18 protein-coding genes are annotated in these 19,793 nt (G+C 65.0%); 6 read left to right on the top strand and 12 right to left on the bottom strand.

All coding sequences use genetic code 11. The features are described from left to right. Window positions 1–41: 41 nt before the first annotated feature. Together moaB and ypfJ are read right to left on the bottom strand one after the other, a co-directional pair. Window positions 42–605 (bottom strand): molybdenum cofactor biosynthesis protein B, encoded by a 564-nt coding sequence (moaB, locus tag AC1DW2_RS23945; protein ID WP_085402539.1) that lies wholly within the window; start codon window positions 603–605, stop codon window positions 42–44. Window positions 606–761: 156 nt separating this feature from the next. Beyond that, window positions 762–1,697: a KPN_02809 family neutral zinc metallopeptidase gene (gene ypfJ / locus AC1DW2_RS23940; protein ID WP_476076306.1), complete on the bottom strand. Its 936-nt coding sequence runs from the start codon at window positions 1,695–1,697 to the stop codon at window positions 762–764. 401 nt (window positions 1,698–2,098) lie between these two features. Between ypfJ and AC1DW2_RS23935 the strand changes: the two genes are divergently transcribed. Beyond that, a complete protein-coding gene (locus tag AC1DW2_RS23935; RefSeq protein WP_354120996.1) occupies window positions 2,099–3,229 on the top strand; it encodes a site-specific DNA-methyltransferase in 1,131 nt (376 codons plus the stop codon). Between the two features lie 179 nt (window positions 3,230–3,408). Continuing rightward, window positions 3,409–3,735 (top strand): hypothetical protein, encoded by a 327-nt coding sequence (locus AC1DW2_RS23930; RefSeq protein ID WP_477007234.1) that lies wholly within the window; start codon window positions 3,409–3,411, stop codon window positions 3,733–3,735. Window positions 3,736–3,751: 16 nt separating this feature from the next. Here the strand turns inward: AC1DW2_RS23930 and AC1DW2_RS23925 are convergent, their stop codons facing one another. Beyond that, entirely contained in the window at window positions 3,752–4,642 is an 891-nt protein-coding gene (locus AC1DW2_RS23925; protein ID WP_477007233.1) for an SDR family NAD(P)-dependent oxidoreductase, read from the bottom strand. A gap of 103 nt (window positions 4,643–4,745) precedes the next feature. Between AC1DW2_RS23925 and AC1DW2_RS23920 the strand changes: the two genes are divergently transcribed. Both AC1DW2_RS23920 and AC1DW2_RS23915 read left to right on the top strand, forming a co-directional pair. Further along, entirely contained in the window at window positions 4,746–5,621 is an 876-nt protein-coding gene (locus AC1DW2_RS23920; RefSeq protein WP_477007232.1) for a LysR family transcriptional regulator, read from the top strand. A gap of 161 nt (window positions 5,622–5,782) precedes the next feature. After that, complete coding sequence (locus AC1DW2_RS23915; protein WP_477007231.1) at window positions 5,783–6,469, top strand: glutathione S-transferase family protein; 687 nt, start codon at window positions 5,783–5,785, stop codon at window positions 6,467–6,469. 58 nt (window positions 6,470–6,527) lie between these two features. Here the strand turns inward: AC1DW2_RS23915 and AC1DW2_RS23910 are convergent, their stop codons facing one another. The 6 genes from AC1DW2_RS23910 to AC1DW2_RS23885 form a co-directional block, all read right to left on the bottom strand. Next, a complete protein-coding gene (locus AC1DW2_RS23910; RefSeq protein WP_477007230.1) occupies window positions 6,528–8,537 on the bottom strand; it encodes a methyl-accepting chemotaxis protein in 2,010 nt (669 codons plus the stop codon). A gap of 296 nt (window positions 8,538–8,833) precedes the next feature. After that, window positions 8,834–10,843: a HAMP domain-containing methyl-accepting chemotaxis protein gene (locus AC1DW2_RS23905; protein WP_477007229.1), complete on the bottom strand. Its 2,010-nt coding sequence runs from the start codon at window positions 10,841–10,843 to the stop codon at window positions 8,834–8,836. A gap of 270 nt (window positions 10,844–11,113) precedes the next feature. Further along, window positions 11,114–13,660: an HWE histidine kinase domain-containing protein gene (locus tag AC1DW2_RS23900; protein ID WP_477007228.1), complete on the bottom strand. Its 2,547-nt coding sequence runs from the start codon at window positions 13,658–13,660 to the stop codon at window positions 11,114–11,116. Beyond that, complete coding sequence (locus AC1DW2_RS23895) at window positions 13,657–14,241, bottom strand: biliverdin-producing heme oxygenase (protein WP_477007227.1); 585 nt, start codon at window positions 14,239–14,241, stop codon at window positions 13,657–13,659. Before AC1DW2_RS23895 ends, AC1DW2_RS23900 begins: the two co-directional genes overlap by 4 nt. 132 nt (window positions 14,242–14,373) lie before the next feature. After that, entirely contained in the window at window positions 14,374–14,541 is a 168-nt protein-coding gene (locus tag AC1DW2_RS23890; RefSeq protein WP_477007226.1) for a YjiS-like domain-containing protein, read from the bottom strand. A 53-nt stretch (window positions 14,542–14,594) separates the two neighbouring features. Further along, on the bottom strand, window positions 14,595–15,038 hold the full coding sequence (locus tag AC1DW2_RS23885; RefSeq protein WP_477007225.1) for a nuclear transport factor 2 family protein: 444 nt from the start codon (window positions 15,036–15,038) through the stop codon (window positions 14,595–14,597). Window positions 15,039–15,129: 91 nt separating this feature from the next. Here AC1DW2_RS23885 and AC1DW2_RS23880 point away from each other — a divergent pair, with 91 nt between their 5' ends. Then, window positions 15,130–16,053, top strand: a complete 924-nt coding sequence (locus AC1DW2_RS23880; protein WP_477007224.1) for a LysR family transcriptional regulator — start codon at window positions 15,130–15,132, stop codon at window positions 16,051–16,053. A gap of 201 nt (window positions 16,054–16,254) precedes the next feature. Here the strand turns inward: AC1DW2_RS23880 and AC1DW2_RS23875 are convergent, their stop codons facing one another. After that, entirely contained in the window at window positions 16,255–16,875 is a 621-nt protein-coding gene (locus tag AC1DW2_RS23875) for a glutathione S-transferase family protein (protein WP_071917660.1), read from the bottom strand. Window positions 16,876–17,015: 140 nt separating this feature from the next. Here AC1DW2_RS23875 and AC1DW2_RS23870 point away from each other — a divergent pair, with 140 nt between their 5' ends. Further along, on the top strand, window positions 17,016–18,293 hold the full coding sequence (locus tag AC1DW2_RS23870) for a flavin-dependent oxidoreductase (RefSeq protein WP_477007223.1): 1,278 nt from the start codon (window positions 17,016–17,018) through the stop codon (window positions 18,291–18,293). Window positions 18,294–18,496: 203 nt separating this feature from the next. Here the strand turns inward: AC1DW2_RS23870 and AC1DW2_RS23865 are convergent, their stop codons facing one another. Together AC1DW2_RS23865 and AC1DW2_RS23860 are read right to left on the bottom strand one after the other, a co-directional pair. Then, the gene (locus AC1DW2_RS23865; protein WP_477007222.1) at window positions 18,497–18,919 is read right to left on the bottom strand and encodes a PaaI family thioesterase; all 423 of its coding nucleotides are present in this window, start codon (window positions 18,917–18,919) and stop codon (window positions 18,497–18,499) included. Window positions 18,920–18,971: 52 nt separating this feature from the next. Further along, the coding region (locus AC1DW2_RS23860; protein ID WP_477007221.1) for an A/G-specific adenine glycosylase at window positions 18,972–19,793 on the bottom strand (822 nt) is incomplete at its 5' end.

Genomic DNA, 19,793 nt, shown 5'->3' with positions numbered 1-19,793 from the left:
ACATGAGGGGGGAAGGGAAGAAAAATCATCAGCGTCCGCACTTACACCGTCGCGCCCTGCGCCTTTGCCCTTCGCAGATGCTCGTCCAGGCGCGGCATGATCTCGACGAAATTGCAGGGGCGCGTGCGGTAGTCGAGCTGGGCCGCGAGGATGCCGTCCCAGCCGTCGCGACAGGCGCCGGGCGAGCCCGGCAGGCAGAAGATGTAGGTGGCGCCGGCGACGCCGGCGGTGGCGCGGCTCTGGATCGTCGACGTCCCGATCTTGGCGTGGCTCAGCATGTGGAAGGCGATCGAGAAGCCGTCCATGCGCTTCTCGAACAGCGGCTCGATCGCCTCCGGCGTGACGTCGCGTCCGGTAAAACCGGTGCCGCCGGTGGTGATGACGACGTCGATGCCGGCATCAGCAATCCAGCGGCGGACGACGGCGCGGATCGCCTCAACGTCGTCGGTGACGATCTCGCGTGCAGCGAGATGATGGCCCGCCGCGGTGAGGCGGTCGGCCAGCGTCTGGCCGGACTTGTCGTCGGCGAGCGCGCGCGTGTCAGAGACGGTGAGCACCGCGATGTTGAGCGGGATGAATTGTTTTGACTCGTCGATGGAGGCCATTGGTCCTTCCTCTCGTGTCACGGACGCGATGCCGCGCGTCAGCGGTGCGTCGCAGAGCCGGGACCCAGAGCTGAGAGACCGGCATTGTGGGCCCCGGCTCTGCAGCGCACCGCTGAAGAAGCGCTGCGCTGCGTCCGGGGCACGAAGTCCTGGCGACTACGACCCGTTGCCGAACGTATTGCAGGCCTGGACGGTGCCCTGCTGGTAGCCGGTCATGAACCACTGTTTGCGTTGCGCCGCCGAGCCGTGCGTGAAGGAATCGGGCACGACGCGTCCCGTGGCTTGGCGTTGCAGCGTGTCGTCACCGATCGCGCTCGCCGTGGTCAACGCGGCGTCGATGTCGCCGGGCTCGAGGAAGTTCGGACGCTTCTTCGACTCGCGATTGACCCAGACGCCGGACAGGCAATCGGCTTGCAATTCGACCTTCACCTGGAGCGCATTGGCCTCGGCCTTGCTGCCGGCCTGCTGCTGCAGCCGCGTCACGCGCGGAATGATGCCGAGCAGGTTCTGGATGTGATGGCCGGCCTCATGCGCGATGATATAGGCGGTGGTGAAGTTGCAGGCGGACTTGCCGGAGCAGCCGCGAAAGCGCGTCTCGACCTCGCGGAAGAAACTGGTGTCTAGGAAGATGGTACGATCCGGCGGACAGTAGAACGGCCCCATCGCCGACTCTGCCCGGCCGCAGCGGCCGCCATTGGTGACGTTGCGGAACAGCACGACCTTCGGACCGGTGTAGGACTGGCCGCTGGCCTGGAAGATTTCGCTCCAGCGGTCGTCGATCTCGCCGAGGATGCCGGAGATCATGCTGCCCATCTCGTCGGTCGGCGCGCCGCGCTTGGCGGAGGTCGACTGACGATCGGTCTGGTAGGAAGGCGCCTGGCCGCCGCCGGTGAGGATCTCGGCGCCGCCGATCAGGATGCGCGGATCGATGCCGAAGGCATAACCGACCAGGCCGAGCACGATGATGGTGCCGATGCCTAGACCGCCGCCGCCCATCGGCAGGCCGAACCCGCCTCCGCCGCCGCCCATGCCGCCACCGCCGTCGCGGCGATCCTCAATGTCGTCGCTGCGGCGGAAATCATCATAACGCATGGCGGGTTTCCCTCAGTCCTCAATTGGCGTCATTTGGGCGCAGAAGCGCGAAAGCTCAACGCGCCACACACGTAAAATTTCCAATGCGTTAATCAATATCCCGCTCGGCAATTATTGCCTAGTGCGACAGCATGCCGATGCCAGCAATTTTTTCCGGGGTCGTGCAATTTTTTCCGAGAGAAATTTGGCGACCTGACTGCTCCCGCAACGCGAAGAAATACGAAATACACTGGAAAACACGACGAATGCGCAGAGCGAAACGCGCGCCATGCGCGATGCGAGGGATGCTCACGAAAGCGGCGGGTTAAGTCGATTTTTACTTTGCCGCTCCATTGTAACGGTCAGTCGGTTGTTTGGTCCCGCGTCGCCGACAGCGTCGCCTGAGTCAGAGTTCTTGAGTCATGGTAGTGTCGCGTCGCGGGGCGTCTGCAAGGGCGCCCCGCACAAATTTTGAGTCCGCTTCGCACAGCATCATCCTCGGTGATTGCGTCGCCGAGATGTCGAAGCTTCAGGCCGGTTCGGTCGACCTCGTGTTCGCCGATCCGCCCTACAATCTCCAGCTCAAGGGCGATCTGAAGCGCCCCGACGAATCCCATGTCGATGCCGTCAACGACGACTGGGACAAGTTCGATTCGTTCTCCGCCTATGACGATTTCACCCGCGCCTGGCTGCTTGCCGCCCGCCGCGCGATGAAGCCGTCGGCGACGATCTGGGTGATCGGATCCTATCACAACATCTTCCGCGTCGGCGCGATCATGCAGGACCTCGGCTTCTGGCTCCTGAACGACATCGTCTGGCGCAAGTCGAACCCGATGCCGAATTTCCGCGGCCGCCGCTTCACCAACGCGCACGAGACCATGATCTGGGCCGCGCGCGACGAGAAGGCCAAGGGCTACACGTTCAACTACGAAGCGCTGAAGGCGGCGAACGAAGACGTGCAGGCACGGTCCGACTGGCTGATCCCGCTCTGCACCGGCGAGGAGCGCCTCAAGGGCGCCGACGGCAAGAAAGTGCATCCGACGCAGAAGCCGGAAGGCCTGCTCGCGCGCGTGCTGCTGTCGTCGTCGAAGCCCGGCGATCTCGTGATCGATCCCTTCAACGGCACCGGCACCACGGGTGCTGTCGCCAAGCGTCTCGGCCGCTCCTATATCGGCTTCGAGCGCGACAAGACCTATGCCAAGGCGGCGGAAGCCCGCATCGCTGCGATCGAGCCGCTGCCGGAAGAAAGCCTCGCCCCGTTCATGACCGCGCGCGAAGCGCCGCGGGTCGCGTTCTCCGAGCTGATCGAGCGCGGCATGATCATGCCCGGCACAAAGCTGTTCGACGCCAAGAAGAAGCTCGGTGCGCTGGTGCGTGCCGACGGCGCCATCATGTTCGGCGACAAGGTCGGCTCGATCCATCGCATCGGCGCGGTGGCGCAAGGGGCGCAAGCCTGCAACGGCTGGACCTTCTGGCATGTCGAGACCAAGAAAGGTCTCAAGCTGATCGACGAGTTCCGCGCCGAGATCCGTGCGGGGATCGGGGCGGAGTAGTTTTCTCCGCGGTCCCGTAGGGTGGGCAAAGCGAAGCGTGCCCACCACCTTGGAATATGCCGCAAGCGACGCGGTGGGCACGGCGCTTCGCGCCTTTGCCCACCCTACGGCTCCTTGAATGCCGCCACAGTCAGGACTAGATTTCACCGATCAGCCCCGTCCTGACCGGTCCGGCTCCCATGCGACGACAGTCCGAGACATTGCTGCTGGTGCCGCTGCTGCCGATCTTCCTGCTCGGCATGTTTCCTATGTTCCTGATCGCCCTGCTCGGCTTTTTCGGCCTCGCGATCTTCGGCGTGCTGATGGTCTGCGTCGGGCTCGCCAGCAGCAACGAGGCGCATGACAATTTCAATCACGACGTCATCGTACACGGCTACGCGCGCGGATCGGAGCGCAAGGCGCGGGCCTCCAGCATGCACGCCGCCACGCGGCTCGCGATGCGGCTGGACGCTGTCGGCGCCGGGATGATCGTCATCGCCGTCGTCGGCCTGGTCTATTCCAGTTGAGCGTCGAGGTGCGGCCTCACGGCGCCAGACGTGCGATCAATCGATCGGAGGCATCCATGAGCGCCGTCGCGTAGGATCGCTCCGCAGACGAAGGGCTCGGCAGGATCGCCTCGGCCTTGTTGTTGAACATGACACCGCTGCGGCCGTCGAGATCAGGCGACACCAGGAGCGGCACCAGTCGCTCGGCATAGGCGTCCGGCTCGACCATCATGAAGCTGGTCAGCCAGTTGATCAGCGAGACGAGCGCACGCGACCCGAGCAGATTGGCGCGAATATCGGTCTTCACGAAGCCGGGATTGAGACCGAACACATCGACATCGGCAAAGCGCCTGGCGGCCTCGAGGACCAGCACTTCGTTGCCCGCCACGGTGTTCGAGTGGGCTGCGAACCGTTTGTAGCTCCGTTCCGAATTCAGATCGCCGACATCGGCCCTCTGCTCCGTCCCGGGGAATCCCATGACGAATATCCGAGGCTTGAATGTGGCCGTGGCCCTGTCCTTTCCAAGACGAGAGGCGATCGCGTTCAGGATGACGAAGCGACTCAGATAGCTGACGGCAAGATCGCGTTCGATGCCTTCCGTGGTCACCTCACGCCTGGGCCCCGCCATGATGCCGGTCGTGAAGACGACGATGTCGAGCGTCTCGGCGGGAAGCTCACGGCCGATCCGCCTGGCTTCCCGCATCAAGCTCAGATCGGCCTGCATGAATGCGATGCCCGGCACGTTCTGATCTCGGAACGTCTGGCCGACGACGATGACACGCGCCCCCTTGGCCGCCAATTGGCGGCTGAACGCCCGGCCGATGCCGCCGGTACCGCCGATCACCGCCACATTCAATCCAGCGAGCCTGAGGCCTTCGAGCGCCGGCGGATTCACCTTCAGGTTCTTGTCGAGTTCTACGCGTTTCATGGATGGCTCGCCCTGCAATGTCAGCAAAGGGCAGATGGACCTTCCACTCAATGGAATAAATACCGTAAATTGGAACTGATTGATCCATTGATGGAATAATGAAATGGCGTTGCTGAACGATATGGCGCTGTTCGTGGAGGTCGCGAAGGCCCGCGGCTTCCGTCGCGCCGCCAAGACCCTCGACATGCCCAATTCGACGCTGTCGCGCCGGATCGATCTCCTGGAGAAGGAGATCGGGCTTCGCCTGTTGAACCGGACGACCCGCAAGATCGAATTGACCGAAGCCGGCCAGATCTACTTCGAGCGCTGCAAGCGCATCGTGGACGAGGCGCGCCTGGCGCACGAGCAACTGGACGGGATGCTGGCGCAGCCGAGCGGCATGCTCCGCGTCTCGCTGCCGGTGGATTTCGCGAACACCTACCTCGCACCGTTGATCGGCGAATTCGCGCAGCAATATCCCGACATCGATTTCGAATTCGACCTGACGCCGCGACGTGTCGATCTCGTATCGGAGCCGTTCGATCTGGCGATCCGCGTCGGAGAATCAGAGCCGTCCCACATGATCGCGCGGCCGCTCGCCCGCATGCCGGGATATCTCTACGCCTCGCCGCGCTATCTCGACATCAACGGCGAGCCGCATGAACCTGCGGACCTCACCCATCATCAATGCCTGTGCATGACGAAGGTGAGTGCGTGGACGTTACACAGCGGCACGCAGATGGAGCAGACCGACGTCGGCGGCCGTTTTCGGCTCAACAACGTGGGACTGATCCGCCGCCTCGCAACGCTCGACATGGGCATCGCCTTTCTGCCGCAAGAGATCGTGGCCGACGAAGTGGCGGATGGCCGGCTGCGTCGCATCATGCCGCAATGGCAGGGCTCGCCCGTCACCGTCTACGCAGTCACCGAGACGCGCCTGCTGCCAGCCAAGACGCAGCGCTTCATCGAATTCCTGCGGGAACGGCTCAGCCGGACTTGAACCGCCATTACGGCGGCGATCGGCCCTTGTTACGCCGGCTGATCTGCGTACCGCGCAGACACCGCCCGGCAAACTCGCCGGTTGCTCTCCCAGGCCATGTTCAGGCACAGAAGGCCGCGACGCTGCATTCATTCTCTAAGAAGGGAATCGGGGAGACAAACATGCTCAAATTCTATTTCAACGGATCGCCGAACCCGACCAAGGTCGCGCTTTATCTGGAAGAGGCCGGCCTGGCCTTCGAGCCGGTCAAGATCGACACCCGCACGGGCGAGCAGTTCGCGCCGGACTATCTGAAGATCAATCCGAACGGCAAGGTGCCGGCGATCGACGATGGCGGCACCATCGTGTTCGACTCGAACGCCATCCTGCTCTACCTCGCCGAGAAGACCGGCAAATTCCTCCCCGCCGCCAACGTCCGCGGCGAGACGCTGTCATGGCTGATGTTCATTGCCACCGGCGTCGGGCCGTATTCGGGCCAGGCCGTGCACTTCAAGCATTTTGCGCCGAAGGACCAGAACCACGACTACGCGCATAACCGCTACCAGTACGAGACCGATCGCCACTACAAGATTCTCGACGGTCACCTTGAAGGCCGCAGCTACATGGTCGGCGACGGCTATTCGATCGTCGACATGGCGCTGTGGGGCTGGGCGCGGATGGTGCCGTTCAAGCTCGGCGACGATGCCTTTGCGCGCTACCCGAACGTGAAGCGGCTGGTGGACGAGATCTCGGCGCGGCCGGCAGCGGCGCGTGCGATTGCCCTGAAGGACAAATTCACCTTCAAGGCCGAGATGGACGACGAGGCGCGCGCCAACATGTTCAAGCACATGACGACGAAAGTCGCCTGATCGCGCGACGCAGCTCTTGGAGGCCACGCGCATGCGCGTGGCCTTTTGCGTTTGCGGCTCAGGCGGCGTGGACCGAGCTCAGGAATTTTGCGACTTCCTGCTTCAGCCGGTTGCTGTCTGAAGACAGCGAGCGCGCCGCCGAGAGCACCTGCGAGGAGGCCGAGCCGGTCTCGGAGGCGCCGCGCTGCACGTCGCCGATATTGGTCGAGACGCGCTGCGTGCCGTGAGCGGCCTGCTGGACGTTGCGGGAGATTTCCTGTGTGGCGGCGCCCTGCTCTTCCACGGCCGCAGCAACCGTCGACGAGATCTCCGACAGCCGCTCGATGGTGCCGCTGATCTCCCGGATCGAGCCGACCGACTCCTCCGTCGCGGCCTGGATGCCGGAGACCTGCTGGGCGATCTCGCCCGTGGCCTTCGCGGTCTGCTCGGCCAGCGCCTTGACCTCGGAGGCGACCACAGCAAAGCCGCGACCGGCCTCGCCCGCACGCGCCGCCTCGATCGTCGCGTTCAGTGCCAGCAGATTGGTCTGGCCGGCAATCGTGCTGATCAGCTCGACCACGTCGCCGATGCGGGCGGCGGCCTTGGAGAGCTCACCGACCCGTTCGTTGGTCCGCGTTGCCTGACCCACAGCCTCGCTGGCGATGCGGGCGGATTCCTGCACCTGACGGGCGATCTCCGAGACCGAGGAGGACAGCTCCTCGGTCGCCGAGGCAACGGCCTGCACATTGGCCGAAGCCTCCTGGGAGGCGCTGGCGACTTCCGTCGAGAGATCCTGGGCGCGGCTGGCCGTCGTGGTCAGGGTGCCCGCGGAAGCCTCGAGCTCGTTTGATGCCGACGACACGGTGTCGACGATCTCGCCGACGGCTCGTTCGAACTGGTTGGCCAGGTTTCGCATGTCGGCCTTGCGGCTCTCCGCCTGCCGCGCCTCGACCTCGACCTGCTCGTGGCGCAGGCGGTCGGTCTCGACCATGCTCTCCTTGAACACCTGGATCGCCTTGGCCATCTCGCCGATCTCGTCGCGATTGCCGCGGCCGGGGATCTCAACCTTGAGATCGCCACCGGCGAGGGCTCCCATCGCCCGGGTCATCGTGGTCAGCGGTCCGACGATGCTGCGCGCGATCAGGAAGGCGACGAGGCCGCCGAACAGGACCGCAAGGCCGCCGGCGACTTCCTGAATCCAGGTCGTGCTGGCAATGACGCCATCGGCGGCCGCGCGCGATTTCTGGTAGTCGGCCTTCAATCCGGTCTCCGCCACCTTGAGCTTGTCGACGCTATCGCTGATCAAGGGAGCGATCTCGTTGCGGTAGATTTCATCGGCCTGGAGGATTGCGGCGGATGTCGTCTCGAAGGCCCCCTTGTAGGTCGAAAGTGAACTCTTGATCGGCCCGAACGCGGCCTTGACCTCGTCCGGCAGACCGGCCCCCTCAAGTGACTTGAGTGCTTGCTGCGCCCGATCGACATTGGTCCTGAAGGTCGCCGGCCCCTTCGCGTCCCGGACGGCGAGGAAGCGCCAGTTTGAGACACGAACAAGGAGGATCTTGGATTCGAGATCGGCGACGGGGGCGGTCACGCTGGTGTCGCCGGTTGCACCCGCGGCCTCGACCAGCTTGCCGGTGTTAGCGGTGAGCTCGTCGCCGCCGGCGAGCAAAGTGGCCTTGCCTTTCGTCGTCTCGTTGACGGCAGCGCCCATGCGCTCGCGCAGGGACTTCATCTTGTCGACGTCGCCGACGAGGCCATTGTAGATCTTGAGCCGCTCCTCGGAGACCGTCGACTTGGCCGCGGCCCTCAACAGCTCGGCCGTCGCCGCCTCCCGCTCCGCAGCCTCCTTGAAGGCCGGCTCGTTGGCGTCATAGATGTAACGCAGATTGGCACGCCGCAGCGCCTGGAGGTTGATCGAGATTTCCTGAACGCGGGCGGTGTTGTCCGAGAGCGCGGAGAGCCGCGCCATCTGGCCCTGGACGGCCCACAAATTCCAGACCGCAACCGCGGCCATGATCAAACCAACGACCACGAGAACCGAAAATCCGGCGTAGAGACGCCCCCGAATTCTCAAACGCAAGCTCGGCATCACTGTCCACCCATTGCAGCAGAAAAGCAGAAGCAGCCGACGACCTTGGCGCGATTGCAACGACTGATCATTGCAGCCACGCCTGCGAGAATCGCGCTGCGCTGCCGTACAATGCGGAACAATTGTTAATTGCGGCTGTATTTTACCGGTGTCGAATACGGAGAAGCCGACGAAGACACCACCGTATTCCGGACATCAAGCGGTGGCGCGCGCGAGCGATGTCCTCATCCCACCACGCCGCTATGGCAGGTCCACGCGCATGCGCGTGGACCTTTGCTTTTGCGGGTCCGCGCCGGTCAGGCGGCGTGGACCGAGTTCAGGAACTTCGCGACTTCCTGCTTCAGCCGGTTGCTGTCTGAAGACAGCGAGCGCGCCGCCGAGAGCACCTGCGAGGAGGCCGAGCCGGTCTCGGAGGCGCCGCGCTGGACGTCGCCGATATTGATCGAGACGCGCTGCGTGCCATGGGCGGCCTGCTGGACGTTGCGGGAGATGTCCTGCGTCGCCGCGCCCTGCTCTTCCACGGCGGCGGCAACCGCCGACGAGATTTCCGAGAGCCGCTCGATCGTGCCGCTGATCTCCCGGATGGAGCCGACCGACTGCTCGGTCGCGGCCTGGATGCTCGAAATCTGCTGGCCGATCTCGCCGGTCGCCTTCGCGGTCTGCTCGGCCAGCGCCTTGACCTCGGAGGCGACCACCGCAAAGCCGCGGCCGGCCTCGCCGGCGCGCGCGGCCTCGATGGTGGCGTTCAGCGCCAGGAGGTTGGTCTGGCCGGCAATCGTGCTGATCAGCTCGACCACGTCGCCGATGCGGGCGGCCGCCTTGGACAGCTCGCCGACGCGCTCATTGGTCCTGCTTGCCTGCCCGACGGCCTCGTTGGCGATCCGGGCGGATTCCTGCACCTGGCGGGCGATCTCGGTGACCGAGGAGGACAGCTGCTCGGTCGCGGACGCCACCGCCTGCACATTGGCCGTGGCCTCCTGTGACGCCGAGGCCACCTCGGTCGACAGATTCTGCGCGCGCGTCGCGGTCGTCGTCAGGGTGCCCGCCGACGCCTCCAACTCGTTCGATGCCGACGACACGGTGTCGACGATCTCGCCGACCGCCTGCTCGAACTGGTCGGCGAGCCGGACCATGTCGGCCTTGCGGCTCTCCGCCTGCCGCGCCTCGGTCTCGGTCTGCTCCGTGCGCAGCCGTTCGGTGTCGATCATGTTGGTCTTGAACACCTCGATCGCCTTGGCCATGTCGCCGATCTCGTCGGCCTTGCCGCGCCCGGGAATCTCGACCTCGAGATTGCCGCCGGCCAGCAGCCCCATCGCTCGCGTCATCGACGTCAGGGGACCGACGATGCTGCGGGCGATCAGGAAGGCGACGATCAATCCAAACAGGGTGGCGAGTCCGCCCGCGATCGCCTGTACCGTGGTCGTGCCGTCAATCACGGCTTCGGCCTGGCTGCGCGACTCCTTGTAGTCCTTCTTCAAGGCGACTTCCGCGACCTTGAGCTTGGCGATGCTGTCGACGATGAGGGGCGCGAGGCTCTTGTGGTAGATCTCGTCGGCCTGGAGCATCGCGGCCGACGTCGTCTCGAACGCGGATTTGTAGATTCCGAGCGAGGTCCTCACCGGCGCGAGCGTCGTGCGCAGTTCGGTCGCCTGCGGGCTCTTTTCGAGTGCCGAGAGGCGCTGCGACGCCCTGTCCACATTGGTTCTGAAGTTGGCGGGCCCCTTGCTGTCGCGCAGGGCCAGGAAACGCCAGTTCGCGATCTGGACGAGAAGGAGCCTGGATTCGAGGTCCGCAACGAGGGCCCCGGTGTCTTCGTCGACGGCTGCGCGCGCCACATCGACCAGCTTGCCCATCTTGACAGTCAGCTCGTCACCGCTCGGCAGCAGCGTAGCCTTGCCCGTCCGCGCCTCGTTGACGGCGTCGCCGAGATTGTCACGCAAGCTTCGCATTTTCGCGATGTCGGCGATCAGATCGTTGTAGAGCTTCCGCCGCTCCTCGGAGAGCGTCCCCTGCGCCCCGACCTTCAACAGCTCGGTCGCCGCGGTCTCCCGCTCTGCGGCCTCCTTCATTGCGGGCTCGCTGGCGTCGTAGATGTAGCGCAGATTGGCGCGCTGGATCGCCTGAAGATGGGTCGAGACCTCCAGGACCCGCGCCGTGCTGTCCGAAAACGCCGAAGCCTTTGCGACCTGGTCCTGCACGGACCGCAAATTCCAGATGGCGACCACCGCCATCACGAGACCAACCGCCACCAAGGCCATGAAGCCTGCGTACAGGCGCCCCCTGATCCGCAAACGAAAGTTCGGCATTCCCACTGTCCACCCAGGTGCATGTGAATTCGGGCGGACGAACGACCCCGGCAATCGTCACGGCCACCCCCGGCAGCCGCGAGTCGCTTTTCGGCACCCACGCTGCACCGCGGTACAATGAGGGACACTCGTTAATTGAACCTTCCGATTTTTCGCGCATGTGTGCGCCGGCCCGCACAGGACCTGCTGATTTTATCGGCAGTTGCGCAGGTTTCGGCGCAAAGCCCGCAGCCGCTTGCAGAGCGCTGCACGCGTCGCCGGGATGGATGTCTATTGAGCGACCGTCCCCTGCAATTTGCCGAGCGCGTTCTCGACGACTTCCAGCGTGTAGGGCTTCTGGACCACCGGCGCGGACGCCAGCTCTTCCGGGATCGGCGCGCGCTCGCCATAGCCGGTCGCAAACATGAAGGGCACGCCGATCTCCTTCAGCTTCTCGGCCACCTTGATGCTGCTCTCGTTGCCGAGGTTGAGATCGAGCAGCGCAAAACCCGGACGCGTGCGCTCGATCGCGCGCAACGCCTGGTCGACGCTCGCTGCAGTATCGACATGGCGGGCACCGAGATCGAGCAGGATGACTTCCGCCGCCATGGCGATGATCAGATTGTCCTCGACGATCAGTGCCGTCTCGGAAATTCGCGGACGGGCGGGTTGCTGCTCCTCGACGCGCATGGCGGCTCCTGCGATTGATGGGACCAGTTCGACGAAATTGGGCGGGATGACGAATTTGGCCTGGACGCCCAGCAGGTCGAAGCGGATTTCGGCTTCGCCCTTGAGGTCGAACGGCACCGAGCGCTCGATGATGGTGGTGCCGAAGCCGCGGCGCGACGGCGGCTGCACCGGCGGCCCGCCGCTCTCCTTCCACTCGATCTCGAGGCTCGAATTCGGATCGAGCCGCCAGACCACCTCGACCTGGCCGGTGGAATCCGCGAGCGCGCCGTATTTGGCGGAATTGGTCATCATCTCGTGCACGACGAGCGCCAGCGTCGCGAACGCCTTGGGATCGAGCGCGACGTCGGGCCCGCCCATCTTCACGCGGCCGGCGCGCGCGCCGAGATAGGCGCCGGCCTCGGACTCGACCAGCGAGCGCAGCGCAACCGGCGCCCAGTTCAAATTGGTGATCTGGTCGTGGGCGCGAGCCAAGGCCTGGATGCGACCGCCGAGCACGCCGGCGAACTCCTCGACCGACGTGGCGGTGTCCTTGCTCTGCGCCACCAGCGCGCGGACGAGGCTCAAAATGTTGCGGACGCGGTGATTGAGCTCGGCGATCATCAACTCCTGCCGCTCCTGAGCGCCGCGACGCTCGCGGGCGGCAAGGTCGGACAGTTGCAGGATCACTTCGAGCAGCGTGACGCGCAGGCTCTCGGCGATGCGGATGTCGGCCGTGGACCACGGTTTCGACTGGCCGGCTACCGTTTCCTGCCAGAGCTCAAAGCTCTTGCGCGGCGTCAGGCGCGGTCCGTTCGGACCCTCGTCATAGACCTTGTCGGGCGCGCCGGCCCAGTTCACCGAGCGCACGACCTCGCGCCGGAAGAAGATCAGGCAATCGCGCGGGGTCCGTGAGATCGGAATGGCGAGGAATCCGGCCGCGCGGTCGCGAAAGGACTGGCCGGCAGCATAGACCTTGGCAATCTCGGCACTCGCGAAAATCCGTCCCGGCGAAGTCCGGTTGATGAAGGCGACCAGCTCTTTCACTTCGTCCTCGGTCGGCGTCTGGCCCTGAAGCGTGATCTTGTTGTCGGACCATACCGCCACGCCGTCGCAATCGATCATCCCGCGATAGTCGCCGAGGAAGTCGACGATCGCGCGCCGGCTGTGCTCGTGCGAGGCCGCGGTCTCGATCAACCGCTCCTGCACCTGGTGGGCGCGCATCTCATAGGCGACGTTGCCCTCACGCTCGCGCCCCTCCACGATCCAGGAGAACATCTGCCCGAACAGCTCGGACGCGGTGCGCTTCTCGAACGAGATGTAGCGCGGCGAATAATGATGGCAGGCGAACAGGCCCCACAGCTTGCCGTCGCGCAGGATCGACACCGACATCGAGGCCCCGACGCCCATGTTGCGCAGATATTCGATGTGAATCGGCGAGACCGAGCGCAGCACGCTCATGGAGAGATCGAGCAGCCCCGCATTGTGCGTGGCCGTCGAAAACAACGCGGCTGGCTTCGAATTGATATCGGCGATGATGCGCAGCCAGTTGCGCTGATAAAGGATGCGGGCCTGCTTGGGGATGTCGGAGGCCGGGTAGTGCAGGCCGAGGAACCGTTCGAGGCCGGCTTCCGCAGCTTCAGCGATCACCTCGCCCGATCCGTCCGGATGAAACTGATAGACCATGACGCGGTCGAACCCGGTCAGGACCTTGAGCTGGCGCGCCGCCTCGCGGGCGAGCTCGGTCATGCCGCGCGTCTTGCGGATTCGCTCCAGCATCAGGCGGACGAGCTCGCCGGAATTGACGCCGGGCTCGTTGACGCTGGGCTCCGCCTCGATGACCAGATAGGCGCCGGAGAAGTGGATGGAGAGATCGTAAGGCGGTTTGCCGGGCTGGAGCTCGACACCGAACATGCGCTCGGTCGTATCGGGGCCGCTGAGATGATCGACGCGGCTGCGAATGGTCTCGACGGCGGCTTCCGAGATGACGCGCGACAACGGCTGCCGGAGCAGGTCGGCGACGTCGGTCCCGAGAAAGCTGTCGACATTGTCGGAGGCCATGCAGATCGTGAAATCCGACAGCACCGTGAGCAGGAAGCCGAACGGCTGGACGCTGCCGGGGATGTGGATCGGCTCGCGATCGCAATTGGTGAGATTGACCGCCTCGTTCATGCGCGGTCCGCCGCCTGCTCGAAGGCCGCGAACGCGAGACGTGCCGACTCGATCACCTCGCCCTCGTCGCATGCCTCGTCGTTTTGAAGCTTTGCCAGAAAGCTCTGCCAGAGCCGTTTGCCCGCGCCATGGCTGAGATAGGCGGTGGCCTCGCGGATGAGCGGATCGCCCGCATCCGCGACCGCCTTCAGCAGAAACTTTGCGCCGAGCCGGGAGCCCTCCAGAACGTACAACGTGCCGAGCATGCCACTGCGCGTCAGCGGCTGCACGGACACGGTGGATTGTGCGGCGCTGCCGAGCTGCGCGAGATCGGCCGCGATCGCGGCGCTACGCGCCCGCTCCCGCCAATCCGGAAACATCTTGGCGACGCCGGCCTGCACAAGCGCAGCTTCGAGCGGAAGAAGTGCGCCGGCGCTGGCCTGCAGGAAGCGGCGGTAACCGGACAGGACTGTGAGGTCGAACGACGAAAGCTGCGCATCGAGCTCCCGGTGCGCATTCGCAGTCGCATCTCTCAATCGTTCGCGGAGTCCGGAAAAGCTGCGGCCCACCTGTGTTGAAACGTCCGAAACCCCAGCCAGCATGAAATGTCCCAAACGCGTGCGATGCCGGGGGCGCGATTGCCTCCGAACCGAGCAAACGCCCGGCGGAACCCGAAGGTTCCCCCGGCTACGATAAAATGGGAGGCAGGCGGCGCCTGGATCTCGTTCGTTTGTCTAACTCCGTCGCACCGGTCTCCTCAGTTCGTACGCGATCTCCGCCCGGGTCATGCCGCAGTCCTGAAGCTCCCGTTCGCTCATGGCGGCGAGTTGGTACCGGGCCCGGGACCGTTCGCGCCTGATACGGACAATCGCTGCCAGCCTGCGCCAGATCGACACGACCATCGCCGACCGGGGCCGACGGCACCGGTCGGCGGACGAGATGGTCCTCGATGCGGTCAGCTCGCGGCCCTCACGGGCGTCTGCGGAAACGGACCGAGCGCCTTCTCGGTCAGGGTCGAGTCGCAATATTCCCGGATCTCCTTGATCTTCCCGTCCTCGAGGCGAAACACCAGGCAGTAGTCGTTGTCATAACGAACGCCCTCGGGCGTGACGTTGTCGCCCTTGGCTTCCACCACGACGACGTCGCCATCGGCGATGAAACAGTGAGCTACGGTGCGGGTCCGGTCGCGCAAGCGGGTGCGCACATAACCGTGCAGATCGTTGAGGATCGCCTCCTTGCCGGTGAAGGTGCGCGACCAGGAATACTGGCCGGTCACGACCCATCTGGCATCGTCGGCGAGGCTTGCGGTGAACAGGGCCCGGTCGCGCGCGGCCGGATCGGGATTGGCGGCGGCGGCAAAGATATCCTGCATCAGTTTCTTATTGGTGCTCGCGCTCATGACGGCATCTCCGTTTGGTGGCAACACGGAGATCATCCTTGCCGGATAAGAATTCTTCAAATCGATAGTGGATATGATATCTATTCGCCTCATGAATTTGAATTCGCTTGACCTTAACCTCCTGACCGCGCTCGACGCGCTGCTGCGCGAGGCCAATGTCAGCCGGGCCGCGCTTCGGATCGGGCTGTCGCAGCCGGCCGCGAGCCATGCGTTGCAACGCCTGCGCGACATCTTCGGCGATCCGCTGCTGGTGCGCACCGGCGCGCGCATGGAGCTGACGCCGCGGGCGCAAGCCCTCCGCGCACCGCTGGCCCAGGCGCTCGACCAGGTGCGCGGGCTGTTCATACTCGACGACTTCGATGCCGCGCGCAGCGAGCGGCAATTCCGCCTGATGATGCCGGATCTCGCGGTCGAGCTGCTGATGCCGCCCTTGATGGAGAAGGTGACGCGGGCCGCGCCCAACGTCCGCATCGACGTCGTACCGTGGCGGGGCCCTGCGATCTTTCACGCCGAGTTCGCCCGCACCATCGACCTCGTGATCTCGATCGGCAACGCCTTCAAGGGCTTTCACCGCCAGTTGCTCTACACCGACAGCGACGCGCTTGCAGTGCGGCGCGGCCATCCCATGGCTGCGAAGCTGAAGCGGCGCGAGACGTTCCTGGCGGCACGCCATGTCGGCGTGATCATCCGCGGCCAGCCGGAGGATCTCATCGACACCTGGCTGCGAGCCAAGGGCATCGAGCGGCACATTTCGCTGGTGGTGTCAGGCTATCTCGAAGCGCTGCACGTCGCCGCCCGCACCGACCTCGTCGCCTTCGTGCCGCGCCGGCTGATCGCGGCGCTGTCGAAACAGCTCGGCCTCGTCACGGTGACGCCGCCGCTCGATCCCGGGATCGACGAGCAGTTCATGTTCCATCCGACCCGCGCACAGATGGATCCGGGCTCGATCTGGCTGCGGCGGCTGATGCTGGCGACGGGACGGGAATTGGAGAAGAAGGAACGGCGTGCTGGGTAGGACGCAGCTTCAAAACAAATGGTGTCGTCCCGGACAAGCGCAGCGAAGCGGAGCGCCGATCCGGGATCCATAACCACAGGGCGCGGTTTGGCGAAGACTCGTGGTTGTCAGCTCGTGTCACAACTTCTCCCTGTGGTTATGGGTCCCGGGTCTGCGCTGACGCTTGCCCGGGACGACAGGGGAATATGTAGCCGCCGTTCCTTACGCCTTCTGCGCGTCCATCACCTTGCGCACGGCGGGGCGGTCTGACATGCGCTTGAAGTGATCGGCGATCTTCGGCGTCGCGTTGATGTCGACGCTGTCACCCTCGAGCCAGAGCGAGAGCGTGTGGAGGTAGGGATCGCAGATTGTGAACTGGTCGCCCATCACCCAGGGACCTTTGAACATCTTCTGCTCGATCAAGGAGAAGCAGGCGCCCATGCTCTTCGGCACCATCGCCTTCATGTCGGCGAACGAGCTCTCCTGCGTCGCCCAACGCGCACCGCGCATCTTGTGGGCATGGTTGATGTGCGCGGTCGAGCAGAGATAGGAATTGAACGACTGCACCTGGGCGAAGTCGAAGGGATCGTCGAGCGGGGCGAGCTTCGCCTTGGGGAAGGTCTGCGCGATGTAGGCCAGCATCGCAGGCGTCTCGGTCAGCACGCCGCGATCGGTCACCAGCGCCGGCACGCGGCCCTTCGGATTGATCGCGAGATAGTCCGGGCTGTTCTGCTGGTTATCCTTGAAGCTCAGCCGTTCAGCCGTGTAGTCGGCGCCGGCCTCCTCCAGGGTCATGTAGGTGGCGAGCGCGCAGGTGCCGGTGGCGTAGTAGAGCTTGAGCATGTCGGACCTCATGGGAAAATTGGAAACTAACGGCTGCGGGCCGCCAGGTCCATAGCACGCTGTTCTAGGTGCTTTGCTCTTCGCAGTTGCCCACCGCCGCCCGCCTGTGCCAAGACGCCCGCAATCGGAGGGGTTTTGTCATGACCGTACTCATCGCCGGTGGCGGCATCGGCGGGCTGACGCTTGCGCTCAGCCTGCACGGAATCGGCGTTCCCGTAAAAGTGTTCGAGAGCGTCGCGGAACTGAAGCCGCTCGGCGTCGGCATCAACGTGCTACCGCATGCGGTGCGCGAGCTGATCGAGCTCGGGCTGATGGACCGGCTGGACGAAAGCGGCGTGCGCACCCGCGAGCTCGCCTATTTCTCCAAGCACGGCAAGCCGATCTGGAGCGAGCCGCGCGGGCTGGAGGCCGGCTACAAATGGCCGCAATTCTCGATCCATCGCGGCACGCTCCAGCAGCTCCTGCTCGACACTGCGGTCGAGCGGCTCGGTCGCGACAACATCCTGACCAGCCACCATCTGACCGGCTGGACCGAGACGGCGGGCGGCGTCCGCGCCGACTTCATCGACAAGGCGAGCGGCAAGGCCGCCGGCACTTACGAGGGTGCGATCCTGATCGCCGCCGACGGCATCCATTCCGCCGTGCGAGAAAAGCTCTATCCGCAGGAGGGACCGCCGATCTGGAACGGCCGCATCCTCTGGCGCGGCGTCACGCCGTCAAAAGCCTTCCTCACCGGCCGCACCATGATTATGGCCGGGCACGAGATCCTGAAATTCGTCTGCTATCCGATTTCGAAGGCGCCGGATGCGGCGGGCAACCATCTGATCAACTGGGTTGCCGAGCGCCACATGCCGCCGACCTATCAGTGGCGGCGCGAGGACTATAACCGCACCGCGCGGCTGGAGGAGTTTCTGCCCTGGTTCGAGAGCTGGCAGTTCGACTGGCTCGACGTCCCCGGCCTGATCAAGAACTGCCCGCACGCCTACGAATACCCGCTGGTCGACCGCGATCCGGTGTCGCAATGGACCTTTGGCCGCGTCACGCTGATGGGCGACGCCGCGCATCCGATGTACCCGATCGGCTCGAACGGCGCCTCGCAGGCGATCCTCGATGCCCGCACCATCACCCGCGAGATCCTGGCGCATGGCCCAACGACCGCGGCGCTGCTCGCCTATGAGGCCGAGCGCAGGCCCGCGACCACCGACCTCGTCCTGCTCAACCGCAAGAACGGCCCCGAGCAGGTGATGCAGCTCGTCGAGGAGCGCGCGCCGGATGGTTACGACGTCGTCACCGACGTGCTGTCGCAGCAGGAGCTGGAAGACGTCGCCGCCAACTACAAGCGCGTCGCAGGCTTCCAGGTCGAGGCGCTGAATGCGAAGCCGCCGATCGTGAGCGCAGGTGCGCGCGCGAAGGTGTGATGCTCTCGCTCAAAGCGAGATGCGCATAAATGCGCCCTCGCCCCTTGTGGGAGAGGGCAGCGACGCTGGCAGATGCGGGCTCACTTGGGTGAGGGGTATCTCTCCGCGAGTCCAATCCGCATTTGAATTTGCGGAGACAGACCCCTCATCCGGCGCTTCGCGCCACCTTCTCCCACAAGGGGAGAAGGGAAGAAAGAGCGAGTCTATTTCCCTACCACCCTCGGCGCCTCCAACAACCGTTCACTCGCCGTTGCCGTCGCCAGCACCGTGCCGTCTTCGGCCATCAGCTTCGCCTCGACGAACGCAATCGTCTTGCCGAGTTGCGTCACCTTGGCCTCACCGATGATCGGGCCGGGCCTTGCGGGGCTGAGGAAATTCACGGTCATGCTGATCGTGGTGGTGTAGAGCCGGCCCTCGCTCATCACCAGCACGGCCGGCCCCATGGTGTCGTCGAGCATGGCCGAAAGCATGCCGCCCTGGATGAAGCCCGCCGGATTGCAGAACTCGGGCTTGCCCTCGAAGGCGAGCCTGATCCAGCCCTCCTCCGGACGGGCATCGAGCAGGCGCCATCCGAGCAACTCGGCGCAGGGCGGCCTCTTGAAGTTGTCGAGTGCGGTCCTGACCATTGGCAGCCTCCGTATCGGGCGCTGATAGCGTAGCGCTGCTGCCAGCGTGCTGTCAGGAAGGTGGGGCCGCTGAAGGGTCCAGCGCGTGCGCGATCACCTTGCGCATGACGTTGGGCAGCGCTTCACCGGCGAGGGTCGCGATCGGCACCCAGCGCATGCCTTCGGGCGCGCGCGTGCGCGCTTCGGCCTTCGCCGTGTAGACCACCAGTTCCAGCGGAAAATGCGTGAAGACGTGGGTGACGACGCCCACCTTGCGCTGCCAGCGCGACAGCCCCTTCAGCTCGGGCGCCTGCTGCTTCGCCGTCGCGTCCTCCTGGCCGGCCAGCCAGTCCGAGCCCGGCACCTCGGTCATGCCGCCAAGGAGGCCTTTTTCGGGCCTCGAGCGGACCAGCAGCTCGCCGCCGCGCGTCACGACGAAGGCAGCACCGCGCCGCAACGTTCCGCTCTTCTTCGGCGCCTTGCGCGGAAACGTTTCCTGCGTCGCTAGCGCACGCGCGGTGCAATCCTCATTGAGCGGACAGAGCGAGCAGGCCGGCTTCTTCGGCGTGCAGATCGAGGCGCCCAGATCCATCAGCGCCTGCGCGCTGTCGCCGGCGCGAGACGTCTCGTCGCCGGCGCGAGCGTCCGCAAGCAGCGTCGCCGCCAGTTGCTGGATCAGCGGCTTGGCCTGCGGCAGCTCCTCCTCGACGGCGAACAGGCGCGACACCACGCGCTCGATGTTACCGTCGACCGGCATGGTGCGGCGGTCGAACGCGATCGCGGCGATCGCGGCCGCCGTATAGGGCCCGATGCCCGGCAGCGCGCGCAGCCCCTCTTCCTTGTCCGGAAACACACCGCCGTGCTCGCGCGTCACGGCCACCGCGCAGGCATGGAG

It is taken from the genome of Bradyrhizobium sp. P3_C3 (assembly GCF_056402655.1).
The sequence above is the reverse complement of the archived record's forward strand: the minus strand, read 5'-3'. Positions and strand labels throughout refer to the sequence as shown.

Coding starts and splice junctions, on each gene's coding strand:
- moaB (WP_085402539.1), bottom strand. CDS start 605: ATGGCCTCCATCGACGAGTCAAAACAATTCATCCCGCTCAACATCGCG.
- ypfJ (WP_476076306.1), bottom strand. CDS start 1,697: ATGCGTTATGATGATTTCCGCCGCAGCGACGACATTGAGGATCGCCGC.
- AC1DW2_RS23935 (WP_354120996.1), top strand. CDS start 2,099: ATGGTAGTGTCGCGTCGCGGGGCGTCTGCAAGGGCGCCCCGCACAAAT.
- AC1DW2_RS23930 (WP_477007234.1), top strand. CDS start 3,409: ATGCGACGACAGTCCGAGACATTGCTGCTGGTGCCGCTGCTGCCGATC.
- AC1DW2_RS23925 (WP_477007233.1), bottom strand. CDS start 4,642: ATGAAACGCGTAGAACTCGACAAGAACCTGAAGGTGAATCCGCCGGCG.
- AC1DW2_RS23920 (WP_477007232.1), top strand. CDS start 4,746: ATGGCGTTGCTGAACGATATGGCGCTGTTCGTGGAGGTCGCGAAGGCC.
- AC1DW2_RS23915 (WP_477007231.1), top strand. CDS start 5,783: ATGCTCAAATTCTATTTCAACGGATCGCCGAACCCGACCAAGGTCGCG.
- AC1DW2_RS23910 (WP_477007230.1), bottom strand. CDS start 8,537: ATGCCGAGCTTGCGTTTGAGAATTCGGGGGCGTCTCTACGCCGGATTT.
- AC1DW2_RS23905 (WP_477007229.1), bottom strand. CDS start 10,843: ATGCCGAACTTTCGTTTGCGGATCAGGGGGCGCCTGTACGCAGGCTTC.
- AC1DW2_RS23900 (WP_477007228.1), bottom strand. CDS start 13,660: ATGAACGAGGCGGTCAATCTCACCAATTGCGATCGCGAGCCGATCCAC.
- AC1DW2_RS23895 (WP_477007227.1), bottom strand. CDS start 14,241: ATGCTGGCTGGGGTTTCGGACGTTTCAACACAGGTGGGCCGCAGCTTT.
- AC1DW2_RS23890 (WP_477007226.1), bottom strand. CDS start 14,541: ATGGTCGTGTCGATCTGGCGCAGGCTGGCAGCGATTGTCCGTATCAGG.
- AC1DW2_RS23885 (WP_477007225.1), bottom strand. CDS start 15,038: ATGAGCGCGAGCACCAATAAGAAACTGATGCAGGATATCTTTGCCGCC.
- AC1DW2_RS23880 (WP_477007224.1), top strand. CDS start 15,130: ATGAATTTGAATTCGCTTGACCTTAACCTCCTGACCGCGCTCGACGCG.
- AC1DW2_RS23875 (WP_071917660.1), bottom strand. CDS start 16,875: ATGCTCAAGCTCTACTACGCCACCGGCACCTGCGCGCTCGCCACCTAC.
- AC1DW2_RS23870 (WP_477007223.1), top strand. CDS start 17,016: ATGACCGTACTCATCGCCGGTGGCGGCATCGGCGGGCTGACGCTTGCG.
- AC1DW2_RS23865 (WP_477007222.1), bottom strand. CDS start 18,919: ATGGTCAGGACCGCACTCGACAACTTCAAGAGGCCGCCCTGCGCCGAG.